The sequence below is a fragment of the Blastococcus sp. TML/C7B genome, assembly GCF_016612845.1.
Lineage (GTDB): Bacteria > Actinomycetota > Actinomycetes > Mycobacteriales > Geodermatophilaceae > Blastococcus.
Genome location: NZ_JAEOAA010000002.1, coordinates 1,040,797 through 1,056,467 on the forward strand (window position 1 = coordinate 1,040,797; position 15,671 = coordinate 1,056,467).

At 69.4% G+C, this 15,671-nt stretch carries 15 protein-coding genes, 1 pseudogene and 1 riboswitch; of the genes and pseudogenes, 9 read left to right on the plus strand and 7 right to left on the minus strand.

Annotated elements, in window-relative coordinates:
• Positions 1–40: 40 nt before the first annotated feature.
• The 5 genes from JKP76_RS23645 to JKP76_RS17925 form a co-directional block, all read right to left on the minus strand.
• Positions 41–721, minus strand: a complete 681-nt coding sequence (locus tag JKP76_RS23645) for a M23 family metallopeptidase (protein WP_309229558.1) — start codon at positions 719–721, stop codon at positions 41–43.
• Complete coding sequence (locus JKP76_RS21700) at positions 718–1,164, minus strand: hypothetical protein (protein ID WP_242472007.1); 447 nt, start codon at positions 1,162–1,164, stop codon at positions 718–720. Before JKP76_RS21700 ends, JKP76_RS23645 begins: the two co-directional genes overlap by 4 nt.
• A 149-nt stretch (positions 1,165–1,313) precedes the next feature.
• Positions 1,314–1,459, minus strand: a riboswitch (cyclic di-AMP (ydaO/yuaA leader).
• A gap of 160 nt (positions 1,460–1,619) precedes the next feature.
• Positions 1,620–2,597 carry a c-type cytochrome biogenesis protein CcsB gene (gene ccsB, locus JKP76_RS17915; protein ID WP_200492164.1) on the minus strand — a complete coding sequence of 326 codons (978 nt, stop codon included), beginning with the start codon at positions 2,595–2,597 and terminating at the stop codon, positions 1,620–1,622.
• Entirely contained in the window at positions 2,594–4,189 is a 1,596-nt protein-coding gene (gene lnt / locus JKP76_RS17920; RefSeq protein ID WP_309229557.1) for an apolipoprotein N-acyltransferase, read from the minus strand. The genes ccsB and lnt overlap by 4 nt, the downstream gene beginning before the upstream one ends.
• 369 nt (positions 4,190–4,558) lie before the next feature.
• Entirely contained in the window at positions 4,559–5,479 is a 921-nt protein-coding gene (locus JKP76_RS17925; protein WP_242472008.1) for a cytochrome c oxidase assembly protein, read from the minus strand.
• A gap of 269 nt (positions 5,480–5,748) precedes the next feature.
• On the opposite strand from JKP76_RS17925, the gene JKP76_RS17930 reads away from it, so the two are divergent.
• The 9 genes from JKP76_RS17930 (at position 5,749) to JKP76_RS17970 (ending at position 14,101) form a co-directional block, all read left to right on the plus strand.
• Positions 5,749–6,399 carry a thioredoxin domain-containing protein gene (locus JKP76_RS17930; RefSeq protein WP_200492166.1) on the plus strand — a complete coding sequence of 217 codons (651 nt, stop codon included), beginning with the start codon at positions 5,749–5,751 and terminating at the stop codon, positions 6,397–6,399.
• A gap of 7 nt (positions 6,400–6,406) precedes the next feature.
• Positions 6,407–7,054, plus strand: coding sequence for a vitamin K epoxide reductase family protein (locus tag JKP76_RS17935; protein WP_233492248.1), 648 nt, complete (start codon positions 6,407–6,409; stop codon positions 7,052–7,054).
• On the plus strand, positions 7,047–7,658 hold the full coding sequence (locus JKP76_RS17940; RefSeq protein WP_233492247.1) for a TlpA disulfide reductase family protein: 612 nt from the start codon (positions 7,047–7,049) through the stop codon (positions 7,656–7,658). The genes JKP76_RS17935 and JKP76_RS17940 overlap by 8 nt, the downstream gene beginning before the upstream one ends.
• On the plus strand, positions 7,655–8,497 hold the full coding sequence (locus JKP76_RS17945; protein WP_113829279.1) for a cytochrome c biogenesis CcdA family protein: 843 nt from the start codon (positions 7,655–7,657) through the stop codon (positions 8,495–8,497). The genes JKP76_RS17940 and JKP76_RS17945 overlap by 4 nt, the downstream gene beginning before the upstream one ends.
• Before the next feature lie 108 nt (positions 8,498–8,605).
• Positions 8,606–9,328 (plus strand): M23 family metallopeptidase, encoded by a 723-nt coding sequence (locus JKP76_RS17950; protein ID WP_233492246.1) that lies wholly within the window; start codon positions 8,606–8,608, stop codon positions 9,326–9,328.
• A gap of 79 nt (positions 9,329–9,407) precedes the next feature.
• A complete protein-coding gene (locus tag JKP76_RS17955) occupies positions 9,408–9,734 on the plus strand; it encodes a helix-turn-helix transcriptional regulator (RefSeq protein WP_113829460.1) in 327 nt (108 codons plus the stop codon).
• A 544-nt stretch (positions 9,735–10,278) separates the two neighbouring features.
• On the plus strand, positions 10,279–12,138 hold the full coding sequence (locus JKP76_RS17960) for a cation-translocating P-type ATPase (protein ID WP_304554477.1): 1,860 nt from the start codon (positions 10,279–10,281) through the stop codon (positions 12,136–12,138).
• A 61-nt stretch (positions 12,139–12,199) separates the two neighbouring features.
• Complete coding sequence (locus tag JKP76_RS17965) at positions 12,200–13,168, plus strand: cation diffusion facilitator family transporter (protein ID WP_113829278.1); 969 nt, start codon at positions 12,200–12,202, stop codon at positions 13,166–13,168.
• 195 nt (positions 13,169–13,363) lie between these two features.
• Positions 13,364–14,101, plus strand: coding sequence for a ZIP family metal transporter (locus JKP76_RS17970; RefSeq protein WP_233492244.1), 738 nt, complete (start codon positions 13,364–13,366; stop codon positions 14,099–14,101).
• 316 nt (positions 14,102–14,417) lie between these two features.
• Here the strand turns inward: JKP76_RS17970 and JKP76_RS17975 are convergent, their stop codons facing one another.
• Entirely contained in the window at positions 14,418–14,717 is a 300-nt protein-coding gene (locus JKP76_RS17975) for a thioredoxin family protein (protein WP_113829277.1), read from the minus strand.
• Between the two features lie 296 nt (positions 14,718–15,013).
• Positions 15,014–15,617 (minus strand): annotated as a pseudogene (locus JKP76_RS17980) (cadmium resistance transporter).
• Positions 15,618–15,671: the final 54 nt, after the last annotated feature.

Consider the following 15,671-nt stretch of genomic DNA (forward strand, 5'->3'; position numbering starts at 1 on the left):
TTGATGCGGTGGCGCGCGTCGCTACGGACGTCACTACGGATCAACCACAGCCGCCACCGAGCGTGATGCCGCGAGCACTCAGCCACGGCGCCGGATTGACGCGCTGCTGGTACAGCCCTCCGCGATGGGTCTCGATGTGCAGGTGCGGGCCCGTCGACTGCCCCCGGTTGCCTACCTCGGCGATCTGCTGACCGGCGGCGACCGTCTGCCCCGCGGTCACGAAGTACTGGTTGATGTGGCCGTACACGGTGATGGTGCCGTCCGCGTGCTGGATGTAGACGGCGAGGCCGAAGCCGTTCGCCGGTCCCGCGTCCAGCACCACTCCGGCATCCGGTGCATAGATGGGCGTACCGATGGGAGCGGCGATGTCCACGCCGTTGTGCGTGGCGCCAGACCGACTTCCATAGCAGGAGGTCACCCGGCCGGCCACGAGCGCGGCAGTGCCGGCGCGCGCCATCGCCAGTTCGCCTCGCTGCTGCTCGTCCCGTGCGGCAGCCGGATCCGCCACTCCCTGCGCCCCCAGCAGCTCGATCTCCGCATCGCGGAGCTGCGCGTCGAGGGCGAACTTCTGCCCAGCAGCTACGTCGTACGCATGCTGAGATGCCGCGAGCTGCGCCTGGGCTGCAGTCTCCGCCTCGACCGAGGCACGAACCGCCGCATCACGCTCCGCGACCGCAGCCTGGGCCGCCCGATCCGCGCGCTCCTGTCGCCCCTGGATCACCTCGAACCCCTCGAGCCGCTCGGCGCGATCCTCGCCAGGAGGTCGAGCATCGCGGCCCTCTCCAGCACCTCGTCAGGGCCGGCCGCGTCGAGCAGCACGGCCGCATCGCCCAGCGGGTCGGCACCCATGAAGGCATCGCGGCCGAGCGCGGCGATACCGTCCCGAGCTGCATCGACCGCCTCGCGAGTCGCCTCCAGCTCAGCGGCAGCGGCAGCGGCTTGCGTCTCTGCATCTGCAAGCGCAGTCTGCGCGGCGCGGGAGGCGTCGGCCGCGGCCTCCGCCTCCACGGTGAATCTCTCCAGATCCTTCTCCGCCGCGGCCACCAGCCCCGAGATCCTCTCGACCTCAGTACTCAGGACGGCCTCCTTCGACTGCCCATCGGCGGGAGCAGCCAGTGCCGTCACGGCCGACAGGCCGATGACGAGCGCTGCCGTGGCGGCCACGAAGCCGGTGCGGCGGTGGCGGAGGAGCGCGGATCCGACTCCGGAGGGACCCATTCGACCGTCTCGGCGGGGTCGGTCGGAGTGGACTACGGACGGGACGACGGACGTGCGGACAGACCGGTTGTGCAGCGTCGCCAAGGCGGCGGATCTCCGTTCTTCCTCGCCGCCTACCGGGTTAGCTGACGGGTTCGGGCGGGAAGGCGCCCTACCCGCGTGCTCGCAGTCGCGCACGCGGGATTCACCCCAGGGGGACGGTGGATCCCCGGTCCGCCCGGCCGTGTGGCACGGGCAGTTAGGCGGGGTCCGACCGAGGCTCTCCGGTCGAGAGGCACAGCTCGGCAGGACCGCCCGGAACCGTAGTACGAAGTTGCTTAGTTGTCACGGTTGCATAACGGAGGCCCAGGAAGCTGCCGGTCAAACACCTGCGCCGAGGACATCCGAGGGCCGCGCGTAGCTCACGAGACGCCGCCGTAGGAGTGCAGACCGGTCGACACGAGGTTCACGAACAGCAGGTTGAAGACGAGGCTCGCGAAGGCGATGAGGTTCACCCACGCAGCCGGGCGGCCTCGCCACCCGGCGGTGGTTCGGGCGTGCAGGTAGGTCGCATACAGAGCCCAGGAGATGAAGGCCCAGGTCTCCTTCGGGTCCCATCCCCAGAACCGCCCCCAGGCGCTCTCCGCCCAGATCGCGCCGGCGATGACCGCGAACGTCCAGACGGGGAAACCGAAGACCGCGGTGCGGTGCGCCACCCGGTCGAGCACGGCCACGTTGGGGAGCTTGTCGGCGATCCCCCCGCTCCTGCGGCCGCCGTCCCCCAGCGTCTTCTCGCGGTGGACCGCGACCAGGTACAGCGCGCTGGCGACGGCGCTGACGATGAAGATGCCGAACGAGATGATGGCGGCGGAGACGTGCACGGCCAGCCAGTCCGAACGCAGGGCGGCGATCAGGGGACCGGATTCCGCATAGAGGTAGAGCCCGATGAGAACCAGCCCGAGCACCACGGGCCCGAGCACGAAGGCTCCGATGCGTCGCACCGCCGGGGCCCGAAGTGCGAACACGAGGTAGGCAATGACGCCGGCGAGTACGGAGGCAGTTGCGAACTCGTACATGTTCCCCCATGGCACTCGTCCGGTCGCCGCGCTGCGGGCGACGAGCACACCGGCATTGGCGAGGGCGCCGGCACCCGTGAGCCCAACGCCCAGGAGCCCCCAGCGGCGACCGGCCGCGCCGGACGTCGCCGCCAGCGGCTGGGCTCCGTCCTCCGGGGAGGGCAGGGAAGTGCCCACGCCGACGGTGACCAGCTCTTGACTCGGCCGGGAGGCGCGCCTTCCGAACGCGAGCTCGCCGCAGAAGGCGAGCGCCGCGAGGGCATAGATGATGATCGAGGCGCTGAAGAGGGAGTCGGACAGGGCAGAGAACTGGTCGGATGTCATCGGGCTCCTTGCTGGTGGGTGTGGACATTGCGTGGCACGGTCACGTCGCGAGCGCTCGAAGGCACGTTCGACCGAGGTGGCTCACGTCGGCGGAGCACGACGGCAGCGAGCAGCGCGGCCAGGCCCGTGGCGGTGGCCGCCCACTCGGCGCCCGCGCCGATTTGGCTCGCCAGGGTGGTGTTCTGCCGCAGGGCGATGGCGCCGCTGAAGAGATAGGGCGTGAAGAGTTCGGACCGGTCGACGACAGTGCCGTCGGGTGCGACGATCGCGGAGATCCCGCTCGTTGCAGCGACGATGACCGTCCGGCCGTGCTCGATGGCACGCAGGCGGCTCATCGCTAACTGCTGCTCGCTCTCGGCGGTGTAGCCGAACGTCGCGTTGTTGGTCTGCACCACCAGGAGCGAGGCGCCGCCGTCCACGACGTCGGACACCAGTCCGTCGTAGGCCACCTCGAAACAGATGAGGTCTCCGATCCGCACTCCCCCGACGTCCAGCACGCCGGGCTCGTCCCCCGCGACGAAGTCCCGACGCAGGCGATCGACCTGATCGCTGAACAGCCGGAAGAACGAGCGGGCCGGCATGTACTCGCCGAACGGCACGGGATGCCGCTTTGCGTAGCGCTCGCCAGGACCCTCCACCGGATCCCAGACCACACCGACGTTCGTCAGCTTCTCCCCGGGCCCGTCCAGGACGGCACCGATCAGGATCGGCACGCCTACTGCGCGCGCCGCTCGGTCGATGGCGGCTGCCGCGTCCGGGTTCTTGTAAGGATCAATGTCGGAGGAGTTCTCCGGCCAGATCACGAGGTCCGGCTGCAAGGCCGCACCGCCAGCCACCTTGTCGGCCAGCGCCAGTGTCTGCTGGACGTGGTTGTCGAGGACTGCGCGACGTTGGGCGTTGAAGTCCAGGCCGGCCCGGGGCACATTGCCCTGGACAACAGCGACCGTGGCCGTCGGCCCGCCGGCCGTCAGGCTGGACCCGGGCAGCGGTAGCCAGGCAAGCGCCCCGACCACCGGGACGAGTAACGCTGCGGCGACGAGCAACGCGACGGCGCGAGCCTGGCCGGCTCGGCGTTCACGTCGCCAGAGCAAGGAGCGCCAGATGGCGCAGGCGAGCAGCGTGCCGGTGAGCGCCACGGCGAAGGTCACCAGCGACACGCCGCCGTACGCGGCGAAAGAACCCATCGGCCCGTCGGCCTGACTGAACCCAAGTCGTCCCCACGGAAAGCCCCCGAACGGGATGCGGGAACGGGCTGCCTCCTGCCCCACCCACAACGCCGCCATCCAGACCGGAGCCGCCGGAAGCCGACCGACCAGGGCCGATACGCCCCCCAAGGCGGCGTAGAAGACGGCTTGGAAAGTTGATAGCGCCAGCCAGGGAAGATCGCCGACGAAGACGCCGGTCCAGTTCAGCAACGGGAACAAGAAGCTGGAGCCGAGCAGCATCCCCAGCGCGGCGCCCAACCGTGCACTACGGCCGCGCGTCGCCAGAGCGAGGGCGAAGGGGCCACCCACAGCGAGCGGCCACCGTCCGTACGGCGGGAAGGCCAGCCACAGGCACACCCCGCCGCCCGCCGCCAGGAAAGCGGCCACCGGCCATGAGACCACCGCCTCGACCCGGCCATCGTGGGCCCGGCGGCGGGCAGCCGGCCGACCGCCATCGGGCGGGCGCGACCACGCCCGCGCCATCGTGGAGCCTGTCACGGGCACGCCGCTCTGCTGTACCGGCAGACGACCCGCGCCTCGCTACCGACCCGGCTGTCCTGGAATCGCACGTCGCCTCCCGCCGCATCATCGCGCTCACGCGCTACGACTCCGCCTCTACGGGCACGTCCTACGCCAGATAGTAGGGAAGCCTTCCGACCGCCTGATCGCCGGTCGACACAGCCGGGGGCGTCGTCGTCTGGTCGCGACCGTCCGCCCGCGCATACCGCCGTATATGCGGACCACAGTCGAGAGGGACTATCCACTGCGCGACTCCTGAGCCATTCTCCGGAGGCGTGCGTTGTAGGCCTCGAGCTCGACATCCACCCGACGATCGCTCACCTTCGTGAGCGTCTCCTCCGAGCGGCTCCACTGGAGGTAGACGATGACGAAGGCAATGACGCTGGGCACTTCTCCGAAGCCCCACACAATGTTCCCGGCCGCCAGCTGATCGGTCATGACATCGATGCCCCAGCCCGCCGGCGGGTTCGCGAAGGTCCGGACGACCGGAGCGCTGGCCATCATGAGCGCCACCGCGAAAAATGCGTGCAGCGGGCCGGGCAGTCCCAGCTCCGCGATGCGTATGGGAGCGGAGGCACGGTGTGGCCACGGACCGAGCGCGAACGCTCCGCCGAATGCCAGCAGGCCGGTGCCCAAGAAGAAGAGGAGCATCGCGACGTTCCCCCACCAGCTGCGCATCAGGAAGTCGAAGGTGGGCGTGAAGTAGATGCCATAAAGGCTGCCCACGAAGATGACGGTCGTGACGACGGGATGCGCGAGCACTCGGGCCACCTTGCAGCGCAATGCCCGCAAGAGGAGTCGTCGCGAGAGGGCGCCCCACCCGTGGCGCGGGAGAGCACGAATCGCTAGTGACACCGGGGCGCCCAGCATCAGCAGCATCGCCGAGACCACGGTCAGAACCATCTTCTGGAGCATGTGAATCGAGAACAGCACCATCCCGTAACCCATGACCTGGGTGGCGGTGACCAACAACACGGTCACGATGCCGGCCACGAAGTTCACAGTTCGGTGCCAAGGCCACCGGCTGCCCCTCCGGCGGAGCGCGCGCACTCCCAGCAAGTAGGCGATGAGCGCCACCACCGCCAAGCCCGGGACGACCGACGTGGCGTCGAACTGCGGGGTGAGCAATCGCATCAGCGTCGGGGGCTCGGTGGGCATCCGCATCATCCCGCCTGAATGTGGTCCCACGGTCATGCCTTTCGAAGCGACTGAATGGGACACCCGCCATACCGCCATCAGGCTCGGAGGGCGAGCTGCGAGGCAAGCCGACCCGCGACGCGCACGAGCGCCGCACCGACGAGCGAGCTGCTGTAGCTTCTCCTACGTACCTTCGTAGAGTAGAGGCGGGCAGGCAGCCGCCCGACTCCGCCTGCGGGACGGCCGCGGTCGGCCGCTCGACCCGCCGGACGGATCAACAAGGAGAGCGGTTGAGCACCAACCTGAAGATTTCCGCCGCGCTGGTGGCGGCCTTCGTCGTGACTGTCGCCGTCCTCCTCGGAATGAACAACTCCGGGGCGGACGACACCGGCACGACCGAAGCAGGCGGCGCACCCGTCGTGCGCGAAGACAGCCACCGACTCTCTACCGCCGCCGACGACCGGGTCACGCTGGTGGAGTTCCTCGACTTCGAGTGCGAGGGCTGCAAGGCCGCTTACCCGTTCGTTGAGCAGCTTCGCGACGACTACGACGGGCGGGTCACCTTCGTCGCCCGCTACTTTCCGATGCCGGGCCATGCCAACGGCGAGAACGCAGCCGTGGCGGTCGAGGCCGCAGCCCAACAGGGCCGGTTCGAAGACATGTACCACCGCATGTACGAGACGCAGACGGAGTGGGGCGAGCGTCAGGACTCCCAGGCGGATGTCTTCCGCGGCTTCGCCGAGGGAATGGGCCTCGACATGACCGAATACGACGCCACGGTCAGCGATCCCGCCACGCTCGAGCGGGTGCTGCAGGATCGCCGGGACGGTCTCGCGCTGGGCGTGGAGGGCACACCGACGTTCTTCCTCAACGGGGAGAAGGTCGAGGCACAGACCACCGACGAGTTCATCGAACTGATCGATGCTGCGCTCGCCGACTGAGACGACCTTGACCGTCACCCCCACTGAGCACTCGACGCCGCCTTCCGGCTCGAACGGCCGGGAGGCGCCTTCGGAGCGCGGGCTGGCTTGGCTGCTCCTGGTCGGCGGGCTGCTCGGGCTCGTCGCGTCCTTCGTCCTGGCCGTCGAGAAGTACGCGCTCCTGGCTGATCCGTCCTACGTGCCGACGTGCAGTCTCAATCCCGTCCTGAGCTGCGGCTCCATCATGTCCAGCCCGCAAGCCGAGGCCTTCGGTTTTCCCAACCCCCTGCTCGGCATCGCCGGCTTCGCCGTCGTGGCCGCGGTTGGGGCGGCCCGACTCGCCGGCGCCCGGATGACGGGCTGGTTCTGGGGCGGCCTGCAGGTCGGCGTCTCCCTCGGCGTCGTCTTCGTGCACTGGCTGATCTTCAGCAGCCTGTACCGGATCGGCGCACTCTGCCCGTACTGCATGGTCGTCTGGGCGGTGACGGTTCCGATTTTCTGGTACGTCACCCTGCACAACGCCACCGCAATCACATCGCGATTGCCGCCTTGGCTCGCCCGCGCAGTGGGGCGGGCACGAGTCCATCACGGTGTCGTGCTCACCATGTGGTTCCTCTTCATCACCGCCGCCATCCTGGAGCGGTTCTGGCTGTACTGGAGCACTCTCGTTGACTGACATCGGATCCCGTCGCGGAGTTCTGGCGCTCTGCGGCCTGATGATCGCCGCCGCCCTGGCCGGCTGCTCCGGAGAGAGCGCTACCAACGCCAGCACGGCCACAGAGAGCTCGGGAGACTTCGACTTCGCGGGCAACACGCCGCTCGGTGAGGTAATCCCTCCGGCAGAGCGGGAATCGGCGCCGACCTTCACAGGAGAGCTCCTCGACGGGACTGCATTCGAATCGGCGGAGCTGGCCGGCGAGATCACGGTGCTCAATTTCTGGGGATCGTGGTGTGCGCCCTGCCGTGTGGAGACGCCGGAGTTCCAGGCCGTGTATGCGGACGTTGCCGATTCGGGCGTGGAGTTCCTCGGCGTCGACGTGAAGGACAACCGCCAGATGGCGCAGGCCTTCGTCGAATCGGTGGGAGCTGAGTACCCGTCGCTCTTCGATCCACGAGGCGAGGTGGCGATGGCCTTCCGAGGCTTCCCGGCCAACGTCGTGCCCAGCACCCTCATCATCGACCCCGCTGGGAAGGTGGCCGCCGTCTACGTGGCGGTCGTCCCGGAAGATGACCTCCGGCGAGCGATCGATCGACTCCTGGCCGAAGAGACCCCGAGGTGAGTGAGCTCGGCGACGCCTTCGCCACCATCGTCAGCGACGGCTCACTGCTGCTCGCCGCAGGAGTCGCCGCACTGGTCGGCCTCATCAGCTTCGCCTCGCCGTGCGTGCTTCCGCTCGTCCCTGGCTATCTCGCATACGTCGCCGGCCTGACCGGCGCCCAGACCAGCGCCCCGGCAGCACCCGCCATCAACCGCAGCGAGGCCACGGCGGCGGCCGACCGTCCCGGCTCGACCATCACTGCACCGCCCGGTCAACGGCGCCGAGTGGTCACCGGCGCCCTGCTCTTCGTACTGGGTTTCACCGCGGTCTTCGTGTCCTTCGGAGCACTCTTCGGGGGCCTGGGCCGCCTGCTCCTCGAATGGGCTCCCCTGCTGACCCGACTCATGGGCGTCGTCACCATCATCATGGGGCTGGCCTTCCTCGGCGGGCTCCACTGGCTGCAGCGCGAGCGACGCATCACCCGGCGCCCTCCGGCCGGCCTCCTCGGCGCCCCCGTACTGGGCGTCGTCTTCGGGCTCGGGTGGACGCCGTGCCTGGGGCCGACGCTGTCGGCGGTCAACACGCTGGCCTACACCGAGGCCTCGGCCGCCCGGGGCGCCGTTCTGGGTCTCGCCTACTGCCTCGGCCTGGGGATCCCCTTCGTGCTCGTCGCACTCGGCGCCCGCCGCGCACTCACGCTGTCGTCGTGGGCCCGCCGGCACGCCCAGACCGTCATGCGGATCGGCGGCGTGCTCCTCATCCTGCTCGGCATCCTGCTGGTCACCGGCGGCTGGGACCACATCATGGTGTGGCTGCGCTCCTGGCTGGCTTCCACCGGCTTCGGCACCTCTGCCTTCTGACCGTCGAGCGCGCGGTCAGGACACGCCCACTACTAAGGTGCTTAGGTCACCGTTCGATCACGGTGTGCTGTTATATCGCTCGGAATCAACGGCGAGAGCATTGGGACGGTGAACGTGATCGGGCGACTGCACAGGCCGGCGATTGCGACCTCCCGGCACTCCCGGCCCGCCCCCGGCCTGCGCCAGCGACCGCGACTCCTCCTCAGTGCGATCGTCGTCGGCGGTGTGGCAGCAAGCTTCTGGGAGGGCGGCTGGTGGCTGGACACTCCGGTCGCCCACGCCCACGAAGGTCCGGCCGGATCGGTGGTTTTCACGGAAGAACCCCTCGACATCCTGTCCGACCAAGCCGCTCGGCCTCAGATCGCTGAAGCCCAGATGGCTGCCCGCAGCCAGGAACTGGCCGCCTCCCGTGCTGCGCGGGAGGAAGCAGCGCGACCCAAGGCTGTCATGCCCGTGGAGGGACGCCTGACCAGCGCCTACGGACGCCGATGGGGCTCGATGCACTACGGACTGGACATCGCGGCGCCCATGATGACCCCGGAGTACGCCGCGGCGGATGGCGTCGTACTGAGAGCAGGGTCCGCCCAAGGGTTCGGACTTGCGGTGTACATCCTCCACGACAACGGTGATGTCACCGTGTACGGCCACATGGAGCGGATCCTGGTCGATGAGGGCCAGACCGTCAGGGCCGGTGACACCATTGCCCTGCTCGGCAATCGTGGCCAGTCGACAGGGCCACATCTGCACTTCGAGGTGTTCGAGGATGGGCTCGACGGCCGCCGTGCCGATCCGGCCTCCTGGCTCCGCGAACGAGGCGTCGACGTCAATTAGGTCCCGAGGGAATCGCAGCCGGATGGGCCGCAAGGACAGTATTGGCTGTATTCAGTGAACGCTGTACGGTGATGTCGTGATGCCTGTGCTGCACGCTGAAGTGCTCGCCCGCTTCGGCCACGCCCTGTCCGACCCCACCCGTACTCGTCTCCTGCTCGCGCTGCGCGAAGGGCCGGGGTACCCGTCCGAGCTCGCCGAGATGCTCGGCGTGACGCGGCAGAACCTCTCCAACCACCTGGCTTGCTTGCGTGGGTGCGGCTTGGTCGTGGCGGTTCCCGAGGGCCGGCGCTCTCGGTATGAATTGGCGGACGCCCGGCTCACCCACGCCCTCGGCGATCTGCTGGGCGTCGTCCTGGCCGTGGATCCCGACGCCTGTGCGACCGCAGCGACGGAGGGCTGCTGCTGATGCTCCGAGAATCTCGTCGCACCCATCGCCGGCATGAGCGGCTCACAGGCAGCGGCCGCCGTTCGCATCCGGTCTCCCTGGTCGAAGCCGTAGGTCATTCCCGGTCGGCCGCCCGACCCGGCGACGTCCGATCCGGCTGGGATGGCTGTGCGTGCCTGGCCGCCCGTCAGGGGGCATGACATGTCCGACCTCTGCTGCGGTAGCGACGACGAGCGCCGCCCGGCCGTCGGCACAACCGGGCGAACGAGCACCAAGACCGCGATCTCGCTCGGGCTCGCGCTGAGCCCAGCAGTCGCCGACGCGCCGCCCGGCTCGGAAGGCTGCGGGGACGGCTGTGCCTGTTGCGGTCCGACAGCGACGCGGCCAGGAGGCACGCTGGCGCCCCCCGCGCGGGGCGGGGACGGTTGCGGGGACCCCACCTGCTCGGCGCCGGCACCGGGTGGCGATGAGCAGCCGGAAGCCGCCACGCTGTGGCGGTCGCGTTCCGCGCAGCTGGGCGGGCCTCGCCGGGTTGCTGTGGCTGTCCGCTCAGGTTCTCGCATGGGTGACCGACGACGGGGCCGCCGCTATGGCGTCGACGGTGCTGGCCGCCGGTGCAGTGCTCAGCGGCAGTGCAACTTTCGTGCCCGGCACCGTCCGCGCGCTACGGCGTGGTCGGCTCGGCGTGGGCACGCTGATGACCGTTGCGATGGTCGGGGCGATCGCGCTGGGCGCCGTCGGCGAGGCCGCGATGCTGGCGTTCCTGTTCTCCTTCGCCGAGGCGCTGGAGGACTATGCGGTAGCCCGGACCCGCCGCGGGCTGCGCGCGCTGTTAGATCTGGTTCCGCCCCGAGCGACGGTGCTGCGCGCCGGGGTCGAGTTCGATGTCGATCCGGCCGAGCTCGTGGCCGGTGACGTGCTGGTGGTCAAGCCCGGTGAGCGGCTGGCCACCGACGGGCTCGTGCAGACCGGGCGCTCCGCAGTCGACACCTCGGCCGTCACCGGGGAATCGGTCCCGGCCGAGGCGGGCCCTGGTGACGAGGTCTTCGCCGCCTGCGTCAACGGCGGCGGCGTTCTAGAGGTGGTGGTCACCGCCCGGGTGGCGGACAACTCCCTGGCCCGCGTCGTGCACATCGTCGAGGAGGCACAGGAGCGCAAGGGAGCCGCACAACGTCTGGCCGCCCGCATCGCCCGGCCGCTCGTGCCTGCCGTCTTCGTCGTTGCGACCGCGATCGCCGTCCTCGGCAGCATCCTGGGCGACCCCCAGGTATGGATCGAACGCGCTCTGGTGGTGCTGGTCGCTGCCTCACCGTGCGCTTTCGCGATCGCGGTCCCGGTCACGGTCGTCGCCGCCATCGGCGCGGCTACCCGCGCCGGCGTGCTCATCAAGGGTGGGGCAGCGCTGGAGGCCCTCGGCGGCGTGCGCGCCGTGGCGCTGGACAAGACCGGGACGCTGACCCGCAACCGGCCTGCCGTAGTCGCCATCGAAGCCCTGCCCGGGTACGACCAGCGCCGGGTCCTCACTGTGGCGGTGGCGCTGGAGGCGCGGAGCGAGCACCCCCTGGCCGGAGCTGTGCTGGCCGCCTGGCCGGCGGACGAGCCTGCAGTCGAGCCCGCTTCGAACACACAGGCGCTGGCTGGCAAGGGCGTCACCGGCTCAATCGACGGACGATCGGCACGCCTGGGCAAGCCCGGCTACATCGACCCCGGACCGCTCGCCGCGGTCGTGACGGCCCACCAGGACGCCGGAGCCACCGTGGTGCTCGTGGAGCTCGACGGTCGCCTGCTGGGAGCGCTCGCTATCCGCGACGAGCTCCGTCCCGAAGCTGCCGAGGCCGTCCGTGCACTGCACCGCCTGGGCATCAGTATCAGCATGCTCACCGGTGACAACCGCCGGACTGCCGGGCAGCTGGCCAGCGCCGCTGGGATCGAGCAGGTGCACGCCGAGCTCCGTCCCGAAGACAAGGCCGCGCTTGTGGAGCAGCTGGGCCGGCACGGCAGGGTCGCGATGGTCGGCGACGGCATCAACGATGCGCCCGCGCTGGCCACTGCCGACGTAGGCATCGCCATGGGCGCCATGGGCACCGACGTGGCGATCGAGGCCGCCGACGTCGCGCTGATGGGCGAGGACTTGCGCCAGTTGCCCCGGACGCTCGCGCATGCCCGTCGGGCGCGGCGAATCATGCTGCAGAGCCTGCTGCTGTCGGCGGCGATCCTGGTCGTACTCATCCCGCTGGCCGCCTTCGGCGTCCTCGGACTGGGCACTGTCATCGTCACGCACGAACTCGCGGAGGTCCTCGTCATCGCCAACGGCGTACGTGCCGGCCGGCCGCAGGCCTACCGGCGGCCACTTGCCCACGCGTTGGCGCCGACCACCGCCTACGTCAACCAGCGGCAGCCCACGAATAACGGAGTTCCCCAGTGATCGCTCGACCCGGCACGTCAGCTGCACTGCTGCCCGCGCGCCATGACGTACTGAGCAGGACATGGCTGGCGACGGCGGTAGTAGCCCGGTGAGCGGCGGACATTCCCACGGGCACGACCACGGAGGGACCGCGGGGAACGCCGCAGGTCACCGTCGCAGGCTCGCGATTGTCCTGGCTCTCACCTCCACCGTCCTCGTGGTCGAGGTGATCGGTGCACTCATCTCGGGCAGCCTGGCGCTCCTGGCAGACGCCGCACACATGCTCACCGACGCTGCCGGGCTGGCGATCGCGCTGATTGCCGCAACCCTGGCGATGCGTCCCGCCACAGCCAAGCGCACCTGGGGCTACCGTCGCGCGGAGGTCCTCGGGGCCACGCTGCAGGCGGCGGCGCTGCTCGCGGTGGGTACCTACGTCCTCATCGAAGGCGTCGGACGACTGTTCGAGCCGGCGGAGATCGCCACGACCCCGGTCCTCGTCTTCGGCGTTGTCGGCCTCGTCGCCAACGCGATCGGGATCATCATCCTCACCAGGGGCGGCCGTAGTTCGAACGTCAACATGCGGGCGGCGTTGCTCGAGGTCCTCAATGACACCCTAGGATCGGTCGCCGTCCTCGTGTCCGCCATCGTGATCGTGCTGACCGGATGGCAGCAGGCGGACGCCGTCGCCTCGTTGCTCATCGCGGTGCTGATCATCCCCCGGACGATCAAGCTGCTGCGGGAGACCATCTCGGTGCTGCTCGAGAGCACGCCACCGGGTCTGGACCTAGACGACGTCCGTGGGCATCTGCTGGGCGTTCCGCACGTGCTGGACGTGCACGACTTGCACGCTTCCCAGATCACCAGCGAGCTGCCCGTCTTGACGGCGCACGTGGTGGTCGAGGACTCCTGCTTCCAGGACGGGCACGCGCCGCAGGTGTTGGACCAACTGCAGGCGTGTCTGGCCGAGCACTTCGACGTCAGCATCGCGCACTCGACGTTCCAGCTGGAGAGTCCTGCGCACGCTGCACACGAGCTTGCGGCGCACGACTGACACTCCGGCGGCCGTCCCCTGCGGGAGCCACGGACGTCGTCGGATTCGAGCGGTACCACGGTGGCGCTGCCCGAAGGCATGGAGCCGACACCAGCAGCTACCTCTGCTCAGCCAAGACGATCGATCCGTTCACATCGTAGCGTGTCGGGTCGGTGTCATCCGCTTGCATTCAGGACAGGGTGGTAGTGGAGCCGGATGCTGAGTGACTTCCTGGTCGTTCTCGGGTTGGCTGCGCTGCCTGCGGCGGGCAACTTCTTCGGCGGTGTGCTGGCGGAGATGTTCCGGGTCTCGGAGCGCGCCCTGAGCCTGTCCCTCCACCTCGCCGCGGGAATCGTTCTCGCCGTCGTCGGTCTCGAGCTCATGCCGGAGGCGCTGAAGGCCAGCCAGCCATGGGTACCCCTGCTCGCGTTCGTGGTGGGCGGCGCCCTGTTCATCGGTCTGGATCGGGCGATCGGCTACGTGCAGGCCCGGATGGGGCGCGACGAGCAGCAGAAGGGCCCGATGACCATCTTCGCCGGGGTCTCGATCGACCTGTTCAGCGACGGAGTCATGATCGGAACGGCGAGCGTCCTCAACCCGGCTCTGGGACTCCTACTGGCGCTCGGTCAGGTGCCGGCCGACGTTCCGGAGGGCTTCGCCGCCGTAGCGACTCTCCGAAACGCAGGCATTAGGCGCAGGCGACGAATCCTCATGGCGGCCAGCTTCGCCGTGCCGATCCTGCTCGGAGCCGCGCTCGGCTTCCTCGCACTGCGCCAAGCTCCGGAGATCGTCACCCTTTCCGTGCTCGCTCTGACCGGTGGCGCCCTGGTCGCCGTCGTGGTCGAAGAGATGATTGGCGAGGCGCACGAGGGCGAGACGTCGCGCTTCGGTCCAGTCTTCCTGACGGCGGGCTTTGCCATTTTCGGCGCCATCTCGGTCTACGGGGGCGCGTGAGGCGCCACAGAAGGCCCTTGCCCGGCCTCCCGGACGCCGTCAGTTTTCGAACGGCTCAGAGCTTCTCGATGGCCAACCGGCTCAAGCTCCGCTCGAGCCTCTGCTGCCTACGCTGTGGAATGATGAGGGGTCCGTCTTTGTCCTTTGCGCTCTCTGCCGCGGCCGATGCGTGCCGCCATCCACAGCGCACACCGCCAGCAGACGTGCACGCCGGGCGTTCCGCCGAGCTCGTGGACGCCTGTGCGGGGCCGCTCGCGTCCGCAGCAGCCACAGGTGACCGAGTCCTCGCTCGCCGAGGGAGGGCGTCCGCGCAGCCTCACGACAGCACGGCGCGGAGCTGCTCGACCGTGGGTGCGCCTGTCAGGCCGGCCTCGGTACGGAAGACCCGGCAGGACAGCCCGACGGGGGCGTCCGGCTCGGCGAACGGGTCCAGCCCGTCCACCAGGATCGTCGGCGAACCCCTGAACTCGGCGGCATCCGCCTGCTCCGGGGTGGTGACCTGGCGGTGCTGCACGTGCACGTCTTCTCGGCCCACCTGCGCGAGAGCAACTCGCAGCCGCTCGTCGGCCAGCTGCCAGTTCGGGCAGCCGTCGAAGTACAGCAGCTCCACCTTCACAGGAACCTCCTCCGTCATCGCTGGCGGTCAGCAGCGGCCGCGGAGCGGGCGCAGCCCGAGCAGATAGCGACTCCGGGCGTCGTAGCCAACATGCGCACTCGCCGACGGGCGTACACCCCTCCACAGCAGCCGCAGCGTCGCAGACCTGGCACGGCGGCGACGACACCGGGGAGCGTCAACATGCGCTCATGGTGTCCCGCTGGGTCGGCGGTGCCAAGGAGTCGACGGGCGGACTGCTCAGGTGAACGCATCCGCCGCCCCCCAACGCTCAGGGACTTCGTCCGGGGCCCGCGCTGCTACAGCCCAAACGCTCCGCCCTCGACGAGGATGACGACGCCGAGACCGATGAGGACCACAGGGAACAGCACGTGCTCCCACCGCTCGAGGAACTCGGCGATCGGCTTTCGGGTGGCGACGAACCGGGCCGTGACGACCAGCACCACAACCAGGGCAAGGAAGACGAGGCAGTAGGCGACGATGCCGGCGGGCCCGACGGTGGCGAACACCAGGGACGTAGACGCCGATGTTGTCTCCACCGTTGGCGAAGGTGACCGCGGCGACGGTCAGCGCGCTCACCGACTTGCCAGCGACCTTGCCCTCGTCGTCGTCATCATCGTCGTCGCGCCATGCCCGCCAAGCGGCGAGCAGGCCCAGCACCAGCGGGATCAGTCCGAAGTACGGGATCGCCTCCTCGGGCAGGAAGCTCCGGGCGCCGAGCGCGACGAGGACCGCGGCGCCCAAGATGGCGCCGAAGCCGAGGTACTGCCCCGCGAGGATCGCCGCCGTGGTGCCGCGCCGGTCGGCACCGCGGGCGTAGAAAAGGGACAGCACGATGATGTCGTCGATGTTGGTAGCCACGAACAGGCCGACCGCCTGCAGCGCCCAGGTTGTGATCGTCATGAGCTGCTCTCCCCGTTCAGGCGCGCCCGGTAGGACGCGGCGGTGACCGTCCGA

Excerpts from the sequence above, each read along its gene's own strand:
- ccsB (WP_200492164.1), bottom strand. The coding sequence starts at position 2,597 with ATGACATCCGACCAGTTCTCTGCCCTGTCCGACTCCCTCTTCAGCGCC.
- JKP76_RS17925 (WP_242472008.1), bottom strand. The coding sequence starts at position 5,479 with ATGCCCACCGAGCCCCCGACGCTGATGCGATTGCTCACCCCGCAGTTC.
- JKP76_RS17955 (WP_113829460.1), top strand. The coding sequence starts at position 9,408 with ATGCCTGTGCTGCACGCTGAAGTGCTCGCCCGCTTCGGCCACGCCCTG.
- JKP76_RS17965 (WP_113829278.1), top strand. The coding sequence starts at position 12,200 with ATGGCTGGCGACGGCGGTAGTAGCCCGGTGAGCGGCGGACATTCCCAC.
- JKP76_RS17970 (WP_233492244.1), top strand. The coding sequence starts at position 13,364 with ATGCTGAGTGACTTCCTGGTCGTTCTCGGGTTGGCTGCGCTGCCTGCG.